Below are 20,584 nucleotides of genomic sequence, written 5' to 3' on the forward strand. Positions count from 1 at the left end.
AAGATTGGCACGTAGTGATTGGCTCAGCGATCGGGAATCCTCATGTACTCCAGTACATTCCGGTTCCTGCGCTGCTCTTCACCCCGCTGAGGGCTGCTCGCGACAGATCGTGAACAGGTTCTTAGGCGAGGCGCGCGCGGCATGAGGGGCAGAACGTTGCGGAAGAGGGGGGCGGGTCGCGGCTCGGCGCGGGGCGCCTGTACTTCCGGGCGGCGAAGCGTTATAGCTGAAATGCCGTCCCGGCCGAGGGGGCAGGGGTATGGTGGGTTGTCGGCTTGTGCGGCGGGCTCGTCACCCGGCAGATCGGCCTGTCGCACGCCGAGGCGAGCCAACAATGTGGATGGTTTTTCATGACTCAGCGACTACGGCGCCTTGCCTGGCGGTACGGTGTGCTCGCCGCACTGGCCGGCCCGGTCATGGCGAGCCAGGCGGAATGGCGTGTGCCGATTCTGGTCTACCACCGTTTCGCGGCCACCGTGACCGACAGCATGACCGTGCGCAGCTCCACCTTCGAGGACCATCTGCGTGTGCTGCGCAGCCAGGGCTACTCGGTGATTCCACTGCATGATCTGCTGGACTACCTCTACGGGCGCCGCGCCGGCTTGCCGGCCAAGGCAGTGGTGATTACCGCCGATGACGGCCATCGCTCGGTGTATCAGGTGATGTATCCGCTGGTGCAGCGCTACCGGGTGCCGGTGACGCTGTTCATCTATCCGAGCGCCATTTCCAACGCCCGCTACGCACTGACCTGGGACGAGTTGCGCCGCATGCAGCAAAGCGGCGGGTTCGATGTCCAGTCCCACAGCTATTGGCATCCGAATTTCCTGCAGGAGCGGCGGCGCCTGAGCCCAGAGGCGTATCGGCAACTGGTGCGGCAGCAACTGCTGCGACCCAGGCAGGTGATAGAAAAGCAGCTGGGGCACAAGGTGGACCTGCTGGCGTGGCCGTTCGGCCTCTACGACGCCGAGTTGATGCAGGAGGCGCAAACCGCCGGCTACCTAGCGGCGTTCTCGCTCGAGGCGCGGCCGGTGACGTGGCGGGACTCCCTGTGGGCGCTGCCTCGTCTGCTGATGGTGGATGCCTACGACGCCAAAACCTTCGCGGCGCTGTTGAAAAAGAACAGCCAGCCCGCGCCGTCAGCGGCTCACGCCGCGGGAAAGCCATGATGCCGCGCCTGCTCCGGCTGCTGGGGCTCGTGCTCTGCCTGGGGGCCGAGCCGGCACTTGGTCTGGCGGGGGTCGTGGTCGATGCCGTCACGCATGCGCCGCTGGCGGGGGCGAGTGTGGCCACGGTACAAGGCGTGGTGGTGAGCGATGGCGCCGGGCGCTTCCGGCTGGCGCTGCCGGCGGCCTCGCTGTCGCTGCGCGCCGCCGGGTATCGCCGCCGCCAGCTCGCCGTGGCGCCCGGGACGGCGGCGTTGACGGTCGCCCTGCAACCCTTTCGCCCCAAGGCGCTCTACCTGTCGTCTTATGGCATCGGCAGCACCCGGCTGCGCGGCGCGGCGCTGCGGCTGATCGAGCGCACCGAACTCAACGCGCTGGTTATCGACGTCAAGGGCGACCGCGGCCAGATCGCGTTCCCGAGCCCGATTCCCGAGCGCGCCGGGCTGGGGCCGCAGAAGGTGGTTCCGGTGCGCGACATGGCGGCGCTGGTGCGCCAGCTGCAGCAGCGCGGCGTGTACCTGGTCGCGCGCATCGTGGTGTTCAAGGACCAGCCGTTCGCCTCGGTCCATCCCGCGCTGGCGGTGCACGACGCGGCGGGCGGCGTGTGGCACGACCGGGAAGGGATGGCTTGGAGCGACCCGTTCTCTCAGGAGGCGTGGCGCTACAACCTCGACATCGCCGAAGCCGCGGCCCGGCTCGGTTTCGACGAAATCCAGTTCGATTACCTGCGGTTTCCCGATACGGCCGGGCTGGTGTTTTCCCGTCCCAACACCCGCGACAACCGGGTCGGCGCGATCCTGGGGTTCCTGACGGCGGCGCGCCAGCGCCTGGCGCCCTACAACGTGTTCGTGGCGGCCGACGTGTTCGGCTACGTGTGCTGGAACGAAAACGATACCTTCATCGGGCAGCAGATCGAGCGCCTGGGGGCGGTGGTCGACTACCTCTCCCCGATGCTGTACCCGTCCGGTTTTACCTGGGGCATCCCCGGCTACCGCAACCCGGTGGCCAGCCCGGGCGAGATCGTCGAGCACTCGCTGCGCCGGGCGATGGCGCGCACCGCCTTGCCGGGTGTGCGCTTCCGTCCCTGGCTGCAGTCTTTCCGCGACTACGCCTTCGACCGGCGCCCCTTCGGGGCCCGGGAGATCCGCGCCCAGATCGACGCCGCCGAGGCGGTGGGCAGCGGGGGCTGGATGCTGTGGAACCCGCGCAACCAGTACAGCGAGGCCGGCTTGAAGCTGCGCGCCGCAGCGCCCCTGCGGTCGCGGTGCCCGCGCCAGGAGGACGGCCATGAGGTGGTGGCGGTCGTGCCTGCTGGCGCTGTGGCTGGCCCCCGTGCTCGCGGCGACGCCGCCGTCGTGGGCGCCGCTGGAGGCGGCGGTGCGTGCCCAGATACTGGCCGGGCGCATGCCGGGGGCGGTGGTCGTGGTGGGCGATGCCGGCGGCGTGCGCTACCGCCGAGGCCTTCGGCTCGCGCGGGCCGGCGGGCGAGCGCATGACGGAAGACAGCATTTTCGATCTGGCCTCGCTGACCAAGGCCGTCGCCACCACCACCGCGGTGCTGCAGCTGGTGGAGCGGCACTGGCTGGCGCTGGATGCCCCGGCCGCCCGCTACTGGCCGGCGTTCGCCTCGCATGGCAAGGACACCATCACGCTGCGGCAGCTGCTGGCGCACACCTCGGGCCTGCCGGTGGGACTAAACCTGAGCGGCCAGGGGGGACCGGGAGGAGATGCTGCGCCGCATCGTGGCGACCCGGCGGGTGGCCGAACCGGGCAGCAAGGTGCTCTACAGCGACATCAATTTCGAAGTGCTGGGGGTGCTGGTGGAGCGCGTCAGCGGCCAGCCGCTGGACGTCTACTGCCAGCGCCATATCTTCCAGCCGCTCGGCATGCGCGATACCGGGTTTCTGCCGACGGCGGAGCGCTGGCCGCGCATTGCGCCGACCCGGCCGGCTTCGGCCAACCTTGCGCGCGGACGGGTGCACGATCCGGCGGCGCAGCACATGGGCGGGGTGTCCGGGCACGCCGGCCTGTTCGCCAGCGCCGACGACCTGGCGCGCTTCGCCCGCGCGCTGCTCAACGACGGCCACCTGGGCTGGCAGCGCATCCTGCGGCCGCAGAGCGTGGCGCTGCTGTTCCAGCCGCAGTCGCCCACCGAGGCGCCGCATTGGCGCGGCATCGGCTGGGCACTGGAGGCGCCGCTGGTGGCCAACCGCGACGCCCTGGCCCCGGTCGGCATGATCGGCCACACCGGCTTCACCGGCACCGGGCTGTGGATCGACCGTGTCACGCAACGTTTCCTGATCGTTCTGAGCAACCGGGTTTACCTGGAGGGCAGCGGCGACGCCCAGCCGCTGCGGCATCAGCTGTTGGCGCTGCTGGCCAGCCTGGAGCCGCCCAGGCCACCCGCCGCTATTGCCGCCGACCCGGTGCTGGCCGCTGCCGCCACGCTGCCGCCGCCGCTCCTTCCGGCCGACGAGCGCCCCAGGGTGGAAACCGGCATCGACGTGCTCGAAGCGCAGGCGTTCGCGCCGCTGGCGGGCCTGCGTGTCGGCCTGATCACCAACCTGAGCGGGGTGGACGGACGGGGCTGGCGCACCCTCGACCGCCTGCGCTGGGCGCCGGGGGTGACGCTGGCGGCGGTCTTCAGCCCGGAGCACGGCGTTTACGGCGACCAGGAAGGGCAGGTCGCGTCGCAGACCGAGCCGTTCTCCGGCCTGCCCGTGTACAGCCTGTACGGTGCGACGCGGCGCCCGACACCCGCCATGCTGGCGGGGCTCGATGCGCTGGTGTTCGACATCCAGGATGCCGGGGTGCGCTTTTACACCTTCGCCAGCACCCTGGGCTACGCCATGGAGGCGGCCGCGGTGCAGGGCCTGCGCGTATTCGTGCTGGACCGGCCCAACCCGCTGGGAGCCGAACAGGTCGACGGCCCGCTGCTCGACGACGACCTGACCTCGTTCACCGGCTATTTCCCGCTGCCGCTCCAGCACGGCATGACCCTGGGCGAGCTGGCGCGTCTGTTCAACGCCGAGAAACGGCTGGGCACCGAGCTCACGGTGATCGCCATGCAGGGCTACCGCCGCACCATGCGCTTCGAGGAGACCCGGCTGTCGTGGTTGCCGCCGTCGCCCAACCTGCGCACGCTGGGCCAGGTGCGGCTCTACCCCGGCGTGGCGCTGCTGGAGGGGGCCAACGTCAGCGTCGGGCGCGGCACCGAGCGGCCCTTCGAATGGCTGGGCGCACCGTGGATCGACGGCCCTGGGTTGGCCGAAGAACTGAACGCCCGCGCCATCCCCGGGGTGCGTTTCGAGCCGGCCGAATTCGTCCCGGACGACAGCCTCTACCGCGGCGAGCGCTGCCAGGGCGTGCGCCTCATCGTCACCGACCACCAGGCGCTGCGCGTGCCGCTGCTGGGGATCGAGCTGATCGGCGCGCTGCAGCGGCGTTACCCGCAACGCTTCGAACTCGCCCAGACGCTGGGCATGGTCGGTTCGCGCCAGGTGCTGGCGGCGCTGCAACGGGGCGAGGACCCGCGCCGCATCGAGGCCGACTGGCAGCCCGCGCTGCAGCGTTTCCGCGAGTTGCGCGAGCGCTATCTGCTGTACGACACGGTAGCGCCATGACGCGGCACAACGGCGCCGTCAGCGTTGCGTCTGGGTGACGGCCCGGCGAAAGCGGGACAGCGCACCGACGAAAAACACCAGTCCGATCGCGGCGATGGCGAGCAGGTCCGGCCACACCACGTCCAGCCCGGCCCCCCGGTACAGGATGGCCTGGGCCAGCTTGACGAAGTAGGTGGTCGGCGCGCCCAGCATGATGTCCTGCACCGGCAGCGGCATGCTCTCGCGCGGGGTGGCGCCGCCCGAGAGCAGTTGCAGCGGGATGATGGTGAGGATGATGAGCAGGCCCAGTTGCGGCATCGAGCGCGCCAGCGTGCCGAGGAAGATGCCGATCGAGGCCGCCGAGAACAGGTACAGCGCGGCGCCGGCCAGAAACAGCGGCACCGACCCGGCGATGGGCACCCGCAGCACCTGCTGCACCACCACCGTCAGCGCGAAGGTGACGCCGATCAGCACCGCCAGCCCGTTGGCCCAGACCTTGGCCGCCATGATCTCGAACGGCGTCAGCGGCATCACCAGCAGATGCTCGAGCGTGCCGTGCTCGCGCTCGCGCAGGAAGGCGGCGCCGACCAGGATGATGGTGAGCATGGTGACGTTGTTGATGGCCTCCATCACGCCGCCGAACCAGACCCCGGTGAGGTTGGGGTTGAAGCGCGCGCGCGTGGTGAGGCGGATGGCGGGCGCGCTCTGCCGGTTGGGCGCCAGGTACGCCGCGATCTCGCCGGCGGCGATGTTGGTGATGTAGCTGGAGCCGATGAAGGCCTGGCTGACGATGGTGGCGTCGACGTTGAGCTGCAGCTCCGGGTGGCGGCCGGCGTTCAGGTCGCGCTGGAAATCGGGCGGGATGACCAGCACGAAGGAATAGCGCCCCTGGTCCATGACGGGGTCGATCTCGGCCTCGCCGATCAGGACCGGTTTCTTGAAATAGGGCGGGTAGAGCGCGTCGACGATGCGCTGCGACAGCGGCGAGCGGTCGCCATCCACCACCGCCACCGGCGCGTTGTGCAGCTCCTGCGAGACCCCGGTGGCGGCCTCGTAGATCGCCCCCGAGAACGACCAGACGATGAGCAGCAGCAGCACCTTGTCCGAGAGCAGGCTGCGCAGTTCCTTGACCCCCAGGCGGTAGATGTTGGCGAGCGTGCGCAGCGACATGGCGGACCCTATTTCTCCTGCTTGCGCAACAGCAGCAGGCTGAGGGTGGTGAGCGCCGGCGGGAACAGCGCCAGCGCGAGGAACTGGCTCGCCAGCTCGGCAAAGCCCAGCGACTTGGTGAAGACGCCGCGGCTGATGGTGAGGAAATAGCTGGCAGGGAAGCACTGGCCGATCCAGTAGCTGGCCCCCTCCAGCGCGCCCACCGGGGTGGTGAAGCCGGAGAACTGCACCGTCGGCAGCATGGTGAGAATGGCGGTGCCGAACAGCGCGGCGATCTGGGTGCGGGTGAAGGTCGAGGTGAGCAGGCCGAGCCCGGTGGTGGCGCTGACGAACAGTAGGGCGCCGGCGCTTAAGGCGAGGAAGCTACCCTTGAGCGGCACGTCGAAGGCGAACACCGCTTCCAGCACCAGCCCGAAGAAACTGCCCATCGCCAGGGCGATGTAGGGCAGCTGCTTGCCCAGCAGGAATTCCAGGCGCGACAAGGGCGTGACGTAGAGGTTGGTGATGGAGCCCAGCTCCTTCTCGCGCACCACCCCCAGCGCCATCAGGATGGAGGGAATCAGCACCAGCAGCAGCGGCATCACCGCCGGCACCATGGCGTACAGGCTCTGGTAATCCTGGTTGTAGCGGTAACGCACCTGGATGTCGGCCGCCGAGGTCACGGCGGAGGTGTTGCTCTGCTGCGCCAGGTCGTGCAGGTAGTGTGCGTGCATCCCTTCCACGTAGCCGCGGATGGTTTCGCCGCGGAAGGGCATGGCGCCGTCGACCCAGGCGGCGATCTCCGGGGCGCGGCCGCTGCGCAGATCCTTGCCGAAGCCGGGGGGGATTTCGAGCGCCAGCGACAGCTCGCCGGAGCGCATGCGCCGCTCGAGGTCGGCGGCGTCGAGCACGGCGGGGCGCTCCACGAAGTAGCGCGAGCCGGCGATGTTCTGCACGTAGGCGCGGCTCTCCGGCGTCTGGTCTTGGTCCAGCACGCCGAAGCGCAGTCCCTCCACGTCCATCGAGATGCCGTAGCCCAGCACGAACATCAGCAGCAGCGAGCCGAGCAGGGAGAAGGTCAGCCGGATCGGGTCGCGGCGCAGCTCCAGCGTCTCGCGCAGGGCGACGCCCAGCATGCGCCGGAGCGAGAAGGCGCCATGGGACGGAGAGGGCGCCACCGGGCTGGCCGGCATCGCCTCGTCCGCCGCCGCCGGCAGGCTCGCCTCCACGCTCTGGCGCGTGGCCTCTTCGAGGTAGGCGATGAAGGCCTCTTCCAGCGTGGCGCTGCCCCTGGCGGCGCACAGGGCCGCCGGGGTGTCGCTCGCCAGCACCCGGCCGGCGTGCATCAGCGAGACCCGGTCGCAGCGTTCGGCCTCGTTCATGAAGTGGGTCGAGATGAAAATCGTCACGCCGCGTTCGCGCGCGAGTTCGATCAGCAATTGCCAGAATTCGTCGCGCGCGACCGGGTCCACCCCGGAGGTCGGCTCGTCCAGGATCAGCAGCGCGGGCTCGTGCACCACCGCCACCGCCAGCGACAGGCGCTGGCGGATGCCCAGGGGCAGCGCGCCGGCACGCTCGGCGAGGTAGGGGGCGAGGCCGAAGCGCTGGCAGAGGGCGTCGAGGCGCGGCGCAATCGCGCTGGCGGCGAGCTGGAACAGGCGGGCGTGCAGTTCCAGGTTCTGCTGCACGGTGAGCTCGCTGTACAGCGAGAACGACTGCGACATGTAGCCGACCCGGGTGCGCGTGTCCAGGTCGCGCGCATCCAGCGGCTTGCCGAACAGCCGCGCCTCCCCGGCGCTGGGCGGCAACAGCCCGGTCAGCATCTTCATGGTGGTGGTCTTGCCGCAGCCGTTGGAGCCGAGGAAGCCGAAAATCTCGCCGCGCCGGATGCGGAAGCTGACGTCGTCGACGGCGGTGAAGTCGCCGAAGCGCTGCGTCAGCCCTTCCGCCTCGATGGCGTAGCCGGTGTCCTGCGGCTGCCGCGGCGGGATGACCAGGCTGCGGTGGGCGCGGCGCCGGTCCTCCGGCAGCAGCGCGATGAAGGCTTCCTCCAGCGTGTCGCGCCCGGTCCGGGCTTTCAGCTCGTCCGGTCGTCCGCTGCCCAGCACCCGCCCGGCGTCCATCGCCGCCAGCCAGTCGAACTGTTCCGCTTCGTCCATGTAGGCGGTGGCGATCAGCACGCTCATGCCGGGACGGCGGCGGCGGATGTGCTCGATGAGGTGCCAGAACTGGCGCCGCGACAGCGGATCGACCCCGGTGGTCGGCTCGTCCAGGATCAGCAGGCTGGGGTCGTGGATCAGCGCGCAGCACAGCCCGAGCTTCTGCTTCATGCCGCCGGAGAGCTTGGCCGCCGGGCGGTCGCGGAATTCGGCCAGCCCGGTGCTGTGCAGCAGCTCGGCGATGCGCGCCTCCCGTTCCGCGCGCGCCTGGCCGAACAGGCGGCCGAAGTAGTCGACGTTCTCGAACACCGACAGGGTGGGGTAGAGGTTCTTGCCGAGCCCCTGCGGCATGTAGGCGATGCGCGGCTGCACCCGGCGGCGCTGGCGCGCGCGCGTCATGTCGGTGGCGTCCAGCACCGCGACCGTGCCGCCCTGGACGCGGCGCGCACCGGCCAGGATTGCCAGCAGGGTCGATTTGCCGACGCCGTCCGGGCCGATCAGCCCCGCCATGCAGTTTTCGGGAATCGCCAGCGAGACGTCGTCCAGGGCCAGCGTCCTGCCGTAGCGGTGGGTCAGCCCGGCCACCCGGGCGACGCTGGACGGCGTACTCATTGCGGCAGCTTGACCTGCAGCCGTTCCGGCCACTGCGCCTCGGGCGAGAGCGGCACGTAGGCCACGCCCGGCAGGCCGGTCTTGACCCGCTCCATGAAGCGCTGCAGCAAGGCCGGGGCGATGCGCACCTTGACGCGGAACATCAGCTTCTCGCGTTCGGTGCGGGTTTCCACCTCGCGCGGGGTGAACTGCGAGCGCGGCGCCACGAACGACACCTTGGCGGGGATGACGTACTGCGGCGCGGCGTCCAGCACGATGCGGGCGTCGCTGCCCACCGTGACGCGGCCGGCCTGTTCGGTGGGCAGGAAGATGGTCATGTAGACGTCGGTCAGGTCGAGCACGGTGAGCACCTTGCCGCCCGCCGCCAGCACCGCGCCCGGCTCCACCAGGCGGTAGAGCACGCGCCCGGCGATGGGGGTGCGCAGGGTGTTCTCGTCGAGGTTGACTTGCATCTGTTCGACCCGCGCCTGGGCGACGGCCACCGCTTGCTGCGCGGAGGTCACACGAGCCCGCGCCGCGGCGATGCCGGCCTCGGCCTCGGTTTGCTGGGCCTGGGTCGCGGCGATGGCGGCCTCGGCTTCGGTGGCGCCGGCGCGGGCCGATTGCAGCGCGGCTTCGGCGCTCTGCAGCGTGGCGCGGTCCTGGTCGAGTTTCTGGCTGGAGACGAAGCCCTTGGCGGCCAGCTCGACCGAGCGCGCCAGGGTCTGGCGCGACAACGCCAGCTCGCTGTCGCGCTGGCTGACGGTGGCCTGCGCGCGCCGCGCCGCTTCCTGCGCCTGGCGCACCTGGGCCTGAATGCGTCGCGCGGCCTGCTCGGCCTGGAGCACCTGCGCCTCGGTCTGCCGCGCGTCCTCGCGCGCCTGCTGCACCAGCGCCTGGGCCTGGCGTAGCTGGGCCTGCAGTTCCTGGGTGTCCATGCGCGCCAGCACCTGGTTGGCGCTGACCAGATCGCCTTCCTTGACCATGACTTCGGTGAGGTGCCCGGGAATCTTGGTGGCGATGTCCACTTCGGTGGCCTCGATGCGGCCGTTGCCCGAGGCCAGGTCGGCCGGCAGCGTGTTGCCGTGCAGCTTCACCCAGCCGTAGCCGGCGGCGAGCGCGGCCGCCAGCAAGGCGAGTGCGATCAAGAGCCGGTTCCTGTTGCCGTACTTTGCCACTCGTGAGCACTCCTGTTGGGCCTGTTATCCGGTTGCCGCCAGGGGAGGTCGCCGCGTCTTGGCGGCGGCCGCGATGATGCGCTTGGCGGTGTTTTTCATTGTGGCGCTACGCGGCCGGCATGGGGTTGATGCAGCGCAATGCCGGGCGAAAACAGATTGCACCGTGATGGTGTAGGTATAGGTGAGCGCAACGTGGGGCGGACAGGGCGGTCGTGCCGGCTCGAGTTGCCGCCGGGGGAGGGCGCGGGCCAAACCGGCGGCGCCGGCGGGCGTCAGCCGGCGGGCGAATCCGCCGCGCACAGCTGGCGCAGGTAGCGGCCGGCGCTGCGCAGATCCTCCGCGATGGCCGCGCGCACGCCCTCGGCGTCGCCCGCCAGCAGCGCCGCGACCAGGGCGCGGTGGGCATCGTTCATGGTCTTCCACACCGCCAGATCCTGGTGCAGCTGGTTGGAGATCGGGCCGACGTAAAGCCACACCGTCTCGATCAGCGACAGCAGCAGCGGCGAACCGGCGGCACCGTAGAGCAGCCGATGGAAGCGCTCGTTGGCGTCGAGGTAGGCCTTGACGTCGTCGGCGGCGATCGCCGCGTCCATGGCCCGGCACAGCGCCACCAGCTCCCGGCGCGGTTCTTCGGCCAACCTTTGCGCCCCCAGCCACGCCGCCTCGCCTTCCAGCAGGATGCGGTTGTGCAGGATGTCGTCGAATTGCGTCACCGTCAGGCGCGGCACCATGACCCCGCAGTTGGGGACGTTCTGCAGCGCCTTTTCCGCCGCTAGGCGCTGCAGCGCGGCGCGCACCGGCATCGGGCTGACCCCCAGTTCGTCGGCCAGCGGCGCGATCTTCAGGCGCTCGCCCGGCAGCCAGCGCCCCAGCATCAGCCAATGGCGCAGCGTGTCGTAGGTTTCATCTTGCAGGGTGGAGGCGGTGCGGGTCTTCATGTCGGCGGCTGGCGGTCTGTGTCGCGCCAGCATACCAGAGCGTGCGGCACGGAGGCCGGAAATTTGATCAAATGTTGACTTTGATATTTGATCAAATCTACGATGGCGGCACCCACGGCATTCTGCCGGGGTTTTCTGTTTGCAAGGACGGGAACCAAAGGATGCGTACCAGAGGAGAACGACCATGAACGAAACACTGGCCAGCTTCATCCGCGAGCACACCATCCACGAGGTGGAGTGCGTGATCCCGGACATGACCGGCGTGGCGCGCGGCAAGATCGTGCCCAAAGCCCTGTTTCTGGCCGAGGACAGCATGAAGATGTCGAAGGCGGTGCTCACCATCACCGTGAACGGCGAATTCGCCGAGTTCGAGCGCTTTGCCGGCGCCAACGACCCGGACATGGTGTGCCGCCCGGACCCGTCCACCATCCGCCTGGTGCCGTGGGCGATCGAGCCGGTGGCGGTGGTGATCCACGACTGCGAGGATTTCGACGGCCGCCCGGTGGGCATCTCGCCGCGCGCGGTGCTGCGCCGCGTGCTGCAGCTGTACGAGAACCGCGGCTGGCGCCCGGTGGTGGCACCGGAGATGGAGTTCTACCTGATCCGCCAGAACACCAACCCGCACGAGCCGCTGCGCCCGCCACCGGGGCGCGCCGGCCGCTCCGAGGTGGGGCGCCAGTCGTTCTCCATCGACGCGGTCAACGATTTCGACCCGTTCTTCCAGGAATTGTCGTCGTTCTGCCAGGCGGCCGTGCTCAACGTCGAGACGCTGATCCACGAAGTGGGCGCCTGCCAGATGGAGATCAATTTCAGCCACGGCGACGCCCTGGAGCTGGCCGACCAGGTGTTCCTGTTCAAGCGCGCGGTACGCGAAACCGCCTATCGCCACAACATCTTCGCCACCTTCATGGCCAAGCCGATGGAGGGGGAGCCGGGCAGCGCCATGCACATCCACCAGAGCATCGTGGACCGCGACAGCGGCGACAACCTCTTCTCCAACCCGGACGGCAGCGCCAGCGCGCTGTTCTTCCAGCACATCGGCGGCATGCAGCACTACCTGCCGCAGGCGATGCCGATGTTCGCCCCCTACGTCAACAGCTACCGCCGCCTGAGCCGCCACACCGCGGCGCCGATCAACGTGCGCTGGGGCTACGACAACCGCACCTGCGGCATCCGCATCCCGCCGTCCGGCCCGGCCGCGCGCCGCCTGGAAAACCGCCTGCCGGGGGTGGACGTCAATCCCTACCTGGCGATGGCGGCGACGCTGGCCTGCGGCTACCTCGGCATGGTGCACCGGCTGGAGCCGTCGGCGCCGATGAGCGACAGCGCCTACGACATGGACTACGAGCTGCCGCGCAGCCTGGAAGACGCGGTGGAACGGATGCAGGACTGCCCGGAGCTGGCCGAGATCCTGGGCGAGGAATTCGTGCAGGCGTTCTGCGCGGTGAAGGAAAAGGAATTCGAAACCTTCAACCGCGCCATCACCGCCTGGGAGCGCGAGCACCTGCAGCTGCACGTGTAAGAACCTGCTGACGGTCTGCTGCGCTTCGGCGCTACGGCGTGAGTTCGATTCAGGGAGGCGCATTGACTTGATGTCCATTCCGCGCCCCTCGGTTTTCGCCTTGGCGCGCTCTCGCTCGCCAGATCGTCAACAGGTTCTCCACGCCTCGTTGAATGAATTTTCGGGTTGCGGCCACGGTTCGCCGCAACCCGCTCAAGACACGACCAAGGAGGCCCCCATGGCTACCCGTCACGGCATCAACTGGGACAAGGCGCTGGCGCTGTACGCCGCCGAGCGCGACGCCTTCATCGGCCGCATGCCACGCTCGCGTGAGCTGTCGGCCGCCGCCGCCAACCATCTGCTGTTCGGCGTGCCACTGCACTGGATGGACGACTGGTCCACGCCGTTCTCGCTGTACGTGGCGGCGGCGCAGGGCGCGCGCTTCCGCGACGTGGACGGCCACGACTACGTCGATTTCTGCCTGGGCGACACCGGCGCCATGTTCGGCCACAGCCCCAAGCCGGTGGCCGCGGCCATCGCCCGTCAGACCGAGCGCGGCTACACCGCCATGCTGCCGAGCGAGGACGGGGTGTGGGTGGCCGAGGAGCTGGCGCGCCGCTTCGGCCTGCCGTACTGGCAGTTCGCGCTGTCGGCGTCGGACGCCAACCGCTTCGCCATCCGCTGGGCGCGCGCCATCACCGGCCGCAGCAAGGTGCTGATCTTCAACGGCTGCTACCACGGCACGGTGGACGACGTGTTCGTCGACCTGGTGGACGGCCGGCCGCAGACGCGCGACAGCTTGCTGGGCCAGGTCTACGACATCACCCAGCACACGCGCAGCGTGGAATTCAACGACCTGGCGGCGCTGGAAGCCGCGCTGCAGGACGGCGAGGTGGCCTGCCTGCTGGCCGAGCCGGCCATGACCAACATCGGCATGGTGCTGCCGCAGCCGGGCTTCTGGCCGGCGGCGCAAGAGCTATGCAAGCGCTACGGCACGCTGCTGCTGATCGACGAGACCCACACCATCAGCAGTGGCCCCGGCGGCTACACTCGCGCCCACGGCCTTGAGCCGGACCTGCTGGTGGTGGGCAAGCCGGTGGCGGGCGGGGTGCCGTGCGCGGTGTACGGCTTCCGCGCCGAGTTGGCCCGGCAGGCCGAGGCCGCCAAGCGCAACGCGCCGCCGGGGCACAGCGGCATTGGCACCACGCTCACCGCCAACCTGCTGGCGATGGCGGCGATGCGCGCCAACCTCGCCGAGGTGATGACCGACGACGCCTACCATCACATGTTCGGTCTGGCCGAAAGGTTGGCCGAAGGGCTGCGCCGCGTCATCGACGCGCAGCGGCTGCCGTGGTGCGTGACCCGGATCGGCGCGCGCACCGAGTTCCAGTTCGCCGCCGCACCGCCGCGCAACGGCAGCGAGGCGGTGCGGATTCTCGACAGCGAGCTGGAGCACATCGTGCACCTGTTCCTGCTCAACCGCGGCCTGCTGATCACGCCGTTCCACAACATGATGCTGGTGTGCCCGGACACCACGCCCGCCGAGGTCGACCGCCTGGTGGCGGCGTTCGCGGCGTTCGTCGCGGCGGTCAGGTAAGGCCCAAGGTTGGCCGAAGCAGGGCGGCCTGATGGCGGTGACGTGGCGGAGCGCCCGGCGCTGGCCGGCCGTCCCCGCTTCAGGGACCGCTGCAAGGCCTTGGAGCGGTTGACCGGGGCGTTGGCCTGCGCATGCGATGCTGCCGTCGTGCTGGTTGACTGGGCCGGTAACTGCACCAAATTTCAGTCAAATTCTGACTTTTACGGCGAAAATTCGTATCGACAACCCAGTTGCAATGAATAAATTACCAAAATGCAATAATTCAATAAATAAATGCATTTAACTTTGTGCCGGCTTTTCACCACAATCCAGTCACTGATTCAACGCCTGTGGTGGAGCCAATCCATGTTGACCCCGATTCCCTGCCTCCTGATGCGAGGAGGCACTTCCAAAGGCCCGTTCTTCCTGGCCGACGACCTGCCGGCCGATCCGGAGACGCGCAACGCCGTGCTGTTGTCGGTGATGGGCTCGCCCGACCTGCGCCAGATCGACGGCATCGGCGGCGGCGACTCGCTGACCAGCAAGGTGGCCATCGTCAGCCGCTCGCAGCGCCCCGGCATCGACGTCGATTACCTGTTCGCCCAGGTCTCGGTCAGCCAGCGCGCGGTCGATACCAACCCCAACTGCGGCAACATGCTGTCCGGGGTCGGCCCGTTCGCCATCGAGCAGGGGCTGGTGCCGGCGGCCGATCCGGTGACGCCGGTGCGCATCTTCAACGTCAACACCGGCAAGGTGATCGAGGCGCTGGTGCCGACGCCGAGCGGTGAAGTGACCTACGAAGGCGAAGTGCACATCGACGGCGTGCCCGGCGCCGCCGCCGGCATCGTGCTCAACTTCCTGGACGCCGCCGGCGCCAAGACCGGCAAGCTGCTGCCCACCGGGCAGGCGCTCGACATCGTGGATGGCATCGCGGTGTCCTGCGTCGACTTTTCCACCCCCATCGTGCTGGTGGCGGCCGCCGACCTGGGCATCAGCGGCCACGAGAGCAAGGCCGAACTCGATGCCAACGCCGCACTGCTGGCCCGCCTCGAAGCCGTGCGGCAGGCCGCCGCGCGGCGCATGGGGCTGGGCGATGTGAGCGCCAGCGTGTTGCCGAAGATCGCCGTACTGGCCGCCCCGGCCAAGGACGGCAGCATCAGCTCGCGCTATTTCACCCCCTGGGCCTGCCACGCCGCCCACGCCGTGACCGGGGCCCTGTGCGTCGCCGCCGCCTGCCTGATCCCCGGCTCGGTGGCCTCGCGCCTGGTGCGTAGCCGGGCCGATCAGCCCGACCGCATCGCCATCGAACACCCGTCCGGCCAGCTGGAAACGCAGGTCGATCTGCAAGCCGCGCCGGCCGGCGAGCCCCCGGTGATCCGCCGCGTCGGCATCGTCAGAACCGCCCGGCCCCTGTTCAGCGGCCAGGTGCTGATTCCCGGAACGGTCTGGAAAAAAGCCGGCTGAACCGATAAGAAAGAGAGTGAGGAGACATCATGCAAGCCAAAATTTTTAAATCCCTGTACCTGCAGGTGATCATTGCCGTCGTGATCGGCATCGCCTTCGGTCACTTCTTCCCGAGCCAGGGCGCCGCGCTCAAGCCGCTGGGCGACGCCTTCGTCAAGCTGGTGAAGATGATGATCTCGCCGGTGGTGTTCTGCACCATCGCCATCGGCATCGCCTCGCTGGGCGACAAGAGCCAGCTCGGGCGCATCCTGGGCAAGACGCTCGGCCTGTTCCTGGTGCTGACGCTGCTGGCGCTGGGCTTCGGCCTGGCGGCGGTGAACGTGATCCGTCCGGGTGCGGGGATGAACATCGACCCCAGCCAGCTCGATACCAGCGGCATTGCCAAGTACACCCATAGCGCCAAGGGGCTCAACGCCGTCGACTTCTTCATGCACATGATCCCGGACTCGTTCGTCGGCGCCTTCACCCAGGGCGAGGTGCTGCCGGTGCTGCTGCTGGCGGTGCTGACCGGCTTTGCCCTGTCGGCCGCCAGCGGCAAGGGCGGCGACAGACTGCTGGCCTGGCTGGAGGACATGTCGCAAATCCTGTTCCGCGTGTTCAACTTCGTGATGAAGGTGGCCCTGATCGGCGCCTTCGGCGCCATGGCCTTCACCGTCGGCAAGTACGGCGTGCACTCGCTGGCCTCGCTGGGCCAGCTGATCCTGACCTTCTACGTGGCCTGCATCGGCTTTGTGGTGGTCGTGTTGGGCGGTCTGTGCCGCTTGAGCGGGTTCAGCCTGTGGCGCACGCTCAAGTACTTCCGTGAGGAACTGCTGGTGGTGTTGGGGACGTCTTCCACCGAACCGGTGCTGCCGCGCGTGCTGCAGAAGCTGGAGAAACTGGGCTGCAGCAAGGGCGTGGCCGGTTTCGTCCTGCCCACCGGCTACTCCTTCAACCTGGCCGGCACCGCGATCTACCTGTCGCTCGCCAGTCTGTTTATCGCCCAGGCCTGCAATATCGATCTTTCCTGGCAGCAGACGGCGATCATGCTCGGCATCATGCTGCTGTCCTCCAAGGGCGCGGCCGGCGTCACCGGCAGCGGCTTCGTGGCGCTGGCCGCCACCCTGGTGGTGGTGCACGACATCCCCCTGGCCGGTATCGCGCTGCTCTTGGGCATCGATCGCTTCATGTCCGAAGCCCGCGCGCTGACCAGCATCATCAGCAACATCGTGTGCTCGCTGGTGGTCGCGCTGTGGGAGAAGGCCTGCGACCGGGAACAGCTGCTGGCGGAACTGTGCGAGCCAAGCCCCTTGGTGGAAGCGGTGGCGGAGGAGGCCGAGCCGCAACTGGAGGGGTTCACGGTGGCGGAAGGGCTGTCGCTGAAGTCCTGAGTGATACGAGGTCTGCGGGCCGGCTCCTGGGAGCCGGCCTTTTTCATTGCCGCGGCACTGCACGCGGAACGGCGCCTCATGCCCGGCTTGCGCCGCCACGATGCCCCCGGCGCGCTCCCTCCCGGGGGCTCGGCGTGGCCGAGCTATCGCTGGCCCCGGTTTTGCGCCTATGCTTCAGGCGGCCGTCTTCGGCCAACCTTAGCGATGGGAGAGAGATGGAGCTTCGGCAGTTGCGTTATTTCGTCAGCGTGGTGGAGCAGGGCAGCATGGGCCGCGCCGCGCTGGAACTGGGCGTCGGCACCTCGGCGCTGAGCCAGCAGATCAGCCGGCTCGAGGGCGAGCTCGCCACGCGCCTGCTGCAGCGGACGTCGACCGGCGTGATTCCGACCGACGCCGGCCTCGCCTTCTGGCGCCAGGCGCAACTGGCGATCCGCCACGCCGACGACGCCGTGCGTGCCGCGCGCCTGGCGCGGCTGTCCGGCCACGTCAGCATCGGCATGGCGCCCAGCACCTCGGCGCTGCTGGGGCTGCCGTTCATGGCGGCGATGCGCGAGCGTTATCCCGACATCCGCCTGCACCTGGTCGAGAGCCTGTCCGGCAACCTCGCCACCCTGACCGGCGCGCGCCAGCTCGATCTCGCCATCCTGTTCCAGGTCGACCGCACCCAGCGCTGGAGCGTGCAGCCCTTGCTCGAGGAGCGCCTGTTCCTGATCGCCCCACCCGACATGCCGGGCCTGCCGGCGCCCGGCCCGCTGCGGCTTGACCAGCTGGGCGCGCTGCCGCTGATCCTGCCGAGCGGGCCGCACGGCCTGCGCGCGCTGCTCGACGCCGCGTCCGCCCACGGCCGGCTCGACCTCAACATCGTGGCCGAGATCGACGGCCTGGCGCTGCTGATGGACGCAGTGCGCGCCGGTTACGGCGCCACCCTCCAGCCCGGCGCCGCCATCGCCCGGCTGCGGCACGAAGCGCTGACCCTGATCGAGATCGACGACGCCACGGTGCGCCGCCCCAATCTGCTGGTCAGCCTGTGCGACGACGAGCTGTCGCCGGCCGGCCTCGCCGCGCGCGTGGTGCTGGAGCAGGTCGCGCGCGGCTTGGTCGAGCAGGGGCGCTGGCCGGGCGCCACCCTTCACGAACGCTAAACACCCCTTGCCGCAACCGGTCTGGCGACCGCTCGTGCCACTCTCTACAGTCTCTCCATCACCAGGGAGACTGTATCGATGTTCGATGTTGTTGTGATCGGCGGCGGCAACGCCGCCCTCTGTGCCGCGCTGATGGCGCGCGAGGCGGGCGCCTCGGTGCTGCTGCTCGAAGCCGCCCCGCGCGCATGGCGCGGTGGCAATTCCCAGCACACCCGCAACCTGCGCTGCATGCATGACGCGCCGCAGGACGTGCTGGTCGAAGCCTATCCGGAAGAGGAATACTGGCAGGATCTGCTGCGCGTCACCGGCGGCCTCACCGATGAGGCGCTGGCGCGGCTGGTGATCCAGTCCTCGTCCCACTGCCGCGACTGGATGCGCCGGCACGGCGTCCACTTTCAGCCGTCCTTGTCCGGCGCGCTGCACACGGCGCGCACCAACGCCTTCTTCATGGGCGGCGGCAAGGCGCTGGTGAACGCCTACTACCGCAGCGCCGAGCGCCTCGGCGTGCAGATCCGCTACGACGCAGCGGTCGATGCGCTCGAGTTGCAGGATGGCCGCTTCGTCGCCGTCCGCCTTGGGGAGGAACGCATCCCGGCCCGCGCCTGCGTGCTCGCCGCCGGCGGCTTCGAGTCCAATCGCGAGTGGCTGCGCGAAGCCTGGGGTCAGAACGACAACGGCGAATGGCCGGCCGACAACTTCCTGATCCGCGGCACGCGCTTCAACCAGGGCACGCTGCTCAAGTTCATGATCGACGCCGGCGCCGACACCGTGGGCGAGCCGTCGCAATCGCACTGCGTGGCGATCGACGCGCGCGCGCCGCTCTACGACGGCGGCATCTGCACCCGCGTCGACTGCGTCTCGCTCGGCATCGTGCTCAACCGCCACGCCGAGCGCTTCTACGACGAGGGCGAGGATTTCTGGCCCAAGCGCTACGCCATCTGGGGGCGCCTGGTCGCGCGGCAGCCGGGGCAGATCGGCTACTCCATCATCGACGCCAAGGCCATCGGCCGCTTCATGCCGCCGGTGTTCCCCGGCGTCAAGGCCGACACCCTGCCCGAACTGGCGCGCCGGCTCGGCCTCGACGAGGCGGCCTTCGTGCGCACCGTGGCCGACTACAACGCCGCCTGCCATGTCGGCCGCTTCGACCACACCGTGCTCGACGACTGCCACACCACCGGCCTCACCCCGGCCAAGACGCACTGGGCGCGGCCGCTCGACACCCCGCCGTTCTACGGCTATGCGCTGCGGCCCGGCATCACCTTCACCTACCTCGGCCTCAAGGTCGACGCGCGCGCCGCGGTCCATTTCGACGGCCGGCCCAGCCCGAACCTGTTCGTGGCGGGCGAGATGATGGCCGGCAACGTGCTCGGCCAGGGCTATCTCGCCGGTATCGGCATGTCCATCGGCACCGCCTTCGGCCGCATCGCCGGCACTCACGCGGCACGGGCCGCACGACAAGGGACACACCATGAAGCAGCTTGATGTCTTGATCCGCGAAGCCGGCCGCTTCGACCAGGCAACGCCGGCCAGTGCCACGCTCACCGACAACGAGGCCGAAGTCGGCCGCGCCATGCAGATCTGCAACGCCTGCCGCTATTGCGAGGGATTCTGCGCCGTGTTCCCGGCCATGACCCATCGCATCGAGTTCGGCAAGGCCGACATCCATTACCTCGCCAACCTGTGCCACAACTGCGGCGCCTGCCTGCACGCCTGCCAATATGCGCCGCCGCACGAGTTCGCCGTCAACGTCCCGCAGGCCATGGCCAAGGTGCGCGGCCAGACCTACAGTGACTACGCCTGGCCGCCCGCGCTGGGCGCGCTCTACCGCCGCTCCGGGCTGACCGTGGCGCTGGCGTTGGCAGGGGGGCTGGCGTTGTTCCTGATGCTGCTGCTCGGCCAGCCGGCCCAGCCCTTGGCCGGCGGCTTCTATGCCGTCCTCCCGCACAACACGCTGGTGCTGTTGTTCGGCAGCGTGTTCGGCTTCGCGGTGCTGGCGCTCGGTATCGGTGTGAGGAAGTTCTGGTGCAGCATTACGCCGGGAGAGGCCACCGGCCCGGCCGTGGTCGAAGCCACGCACGACGTACTGCGCTTGAAGTATCTCGATGGCGGCCACGGCGAAGGCTGCAACAACGCGGACGACGCCTTCACCCTGTGGCGCCGGCGCTTCCACCATGTCACCTTCTACGGCTTCATGGCCTGCTTTGCCGCCACCGCCGTCGCCACCCTCTACCACTACCTGCTGGGAATGCCGGCGCCTTACGCCCTGACCAGCCTGCCGGTGTTGCTGGGAAGTATCGGCGGGGTCGGCTTGCTGATCGGCCCGGCCGGCTTGCTGTGGCTGAACCTGCGGCGCCATCCGGCGCAGGGCGATGCCGCGCAAAAGCCGATGGACCGCGGCTTCATCGCCTTGCTGCTGCTCACCAGCGCGACCGGCCTCGCCGTGCTGGCCGGGCGCAACAGCGGCGCCATGGGGGTCCTGCTCGCCGCGCACCTCGGGGTCGTCATGGCGCTGTTCGCGACGCTGCCCTACGGCAAGTTCGCGCACGGCATCTACCGCTCTGCGGCCTTGCTGAAATGGGCGATCGAAAAGCGCCAGCCCAACCGGCTGCAACTGGGGTCGGACTGACCGTCAGCTCATGGCGGCGGGCCTGGTGCGGCCGTGGCGGGGAAGGCAGGGGAGGGGTTCGCTGCTTCGCCGGTACCGGCGGAGCATGCGGGTGATCGAGGCGGCGTCAGGCTGTTTGGGCTGGC

The 20,584-nt window shown here is 69.2% G+C and carries 14 protein-coding genes and 1 pseudogene; 11 read left to right on the forward strand and 4 right to left on the reverse strand.

Annotation, left to right across the window (positions count from 1 at the left end; all coding sequences use genetic code 11):
* Positions 1-350: 350 nt before the first annotated feature.
* The 4 genes and pseudogenes from ABKF58_RS11995 (at position 351) to ABKF58_RS12010 (ending at position 4,786) form a co-directional block, all read left to right on the forward strand.
* Positions 351-1,166, forward strand: coding sequence for a polysaccharide deacetylase family protein (locus ABKF58_RS11995; RefSeq protein WP_482580876.1), 816 nt, complete (start codon positions 351-353; stop codon positions 1,164-1,166).
* A complete protein-coding gene (locus ABKF58_RS12000; protein ID WP_482580877.1) occupies positions 1,163-2,659 on the forward strand; it encodes a putative glycoside hydrolase in 1,497 nt (498 codons plus the stop codon). The genes ABKF58_RS11995 and ABKF58_RS12000 overlap by 4 nt, the downstream gene beginning before the upstream one ends.
* Positions 2,656-2,796, forward strand: a pseudogene (locus ABKF58_RS12005) (serine hydrolase); the annotation flags it as partial. The gene ABKF58_RS12000 and the pseudogene ABKF58_RS12005, both read left to right, overlap by 4 nt.
* A 94-nt stretch (positions 2,797-2,890) precedes the next feature.
* Positions 2,891-4,786, forward strand: a complete 1,896-nt coding sequence (locus tag ABKF58_RS12010; protein WP_482580879.1) for an exo-beta-N-acetylmuramidase NamZ domain-containing protein — start codon at positions 2,891-2,893, stop codon at positions 4,784-4,786.
* Between the two features lie 18 nt (positions 4,787-4,804).
* Here the strand turns inward: ABKF58_RS12010 and ABKF58_RS12015 are convergent, their stop codons facing one another.
* From ABKF58_RS12015 to ABKF58_RS12030, 4 genes are all read right to left on the reverse strand, one after another.
* Complete coding sequence (locus ABKF58_RS12015) at positions 4,805-5,935, reverse strand: ABC transporter permease (RefSeq protein ID WP_482580881.1); 1,131 nt, start codon at positions 5,933-5,935, stop codon at positions 4,805-4,807.
* 8 nt (positions 5,936-5,943) lie between these two features.
* Positions 5,944-8,685: a ribosome-associated ATPase/putative transporter RbbA gene (gene rbbA / locus ABKF58_RS12020; protein WP_482580883.1), complete on the reverse strand. Its 2,742-nt coding sequence runs from the start codon at positions 8,683-8,685 to the stop codon at positions 5,944-5,946.
* The gene (locus tag ABKF58_RS12025) at positions 8,682-9,812 is read right to left on the reverse strand and encodes an HlyD family secretion protein (protein WP_482580885.1); all 1,131 of its coding nucleotides are present in this window, start codon (positions 9,810-9,812) and stop codon (positions 8,682-8,684) included. Before ABKF58_RS12025 ends, rbbA begins: the two co-directional genes overlap by 4 nt.
* A 302-nt stretch (positions 9,813-10,114) precedes the next feature.
* The gene (locus tag ABKF58_RS12030; protein WP_008954557.1) at positions 10,115-10,780 is read right to left on the reverse strand and encodes a GntR family transcriptional regulator; all 666 of its coding nucleotides are present in this window, start codon (positions 10,778-10,780) and stop codon (positions 10,115-10,117) included.
* 184 nt (positions 10,781-10,964) lie between these two features.
* Between ABKF58_RS12030 and ABKF58_RS12035 the strand changes: the two genes are divergently transcribed.
* The 7 genes from ABKF58_RS12035 (at position 10,965) to tcuB (ending at position 20,459) form a co-directional block, all read left to right on the forward strand.
* Positions 10,965-12,302 (forward strand): glutamine synthetase family protein, encoded by a 1,338-nt coding sequence (locus ABKF58_RS12035; RefSeq protein WP_482580887.1) that lies wholly within the window; start codon positions 10,965-10,967, stop codon positions 12,300-12,302.
* Between the two features lie 217 nt (positions 12,303-12,519).
* A complete protein-coding gene (locus tag ABKF58_RS12040) occupies positions 12,520-13,878 on the forward strand; it encodes an aspartate aminotransferase family protein (RefSeq protein ID WP_482580889.1) in 1,359 nt (452 codons plus the stop codon).
* Between the two features lie 345 nt (positions 13,879-14,223).
* The gene (locus ABKF58_RS12045; RefSeq protein WP_482580891.1) at positions 14,224-15,321 is read left to right on the forward strand and encodes a 4-oxalomesaconate tautomerase; all 1,098 of its coding nucleotides are present in this window, start codon (positions 14,224-14,226) and stop codon (positions 15,319-15,321) included.
* A gap of 29 nt (positions 15,322-15,350) precedes the next feature.
* Positions 15,351-16,691, forward strand: a complete 1,341-nt coding sequence (dctA, locus tag ABKF58_RS12050; RefSeq protein WP_482580893.1) for a C4-dicarboxylate transporter DctA — start codon at positions 15,351-15,353, stop codon at positions 16,689-16,691.
* Positions 16,692-16,906: 215 nt separating this feature from the next.
* A complete protein-coding gene (locus ABKF58_RS12055; protein ID WP_008954562.1) occupies positions 16,907-17,833 on the forward strand; it encodes a LysR family transcriptional regulator in 927 nt (308 codons plus the stop codon).
* Between the two features lie 78 nt (positions 17,834-17,911).
* Positions 17,912-19,315 carry an FAD-dependent tricarballylate dehydrogenase TcuA gene (gene tcuA, locus ABKF58_RS12060; RefSeq protein WP_482580896.1) on the forward strand — a complete coding sequence of 468 codons (1,404 nt, stop codon included), beginning with the start codon at positions 17,912-17,914 and terminating at the stop codon, positions 19,313-19,315.
* Positions 19,302-20,459, forward strand: a complete 1,158-nt coding sequence (gene tcuB, locus ABKF58_RS12065; protein WP_482580898.1) for a tricarballylate utilization 4Fe-4S protein TcuB — start codon at positions 19,302-19,304, stop codon at positions 20,457-20,459. Before tcuA ends, tcuB begins: the two co-directional genes overlap by 14 nt.
* The last annotated feature ends 125 nt before the right edge of the window (positions 20,460-20,584 follow it).

Source organism: Pseudogulbenkiania sp. AW2-16 (genome assembly GCF_056824575.1).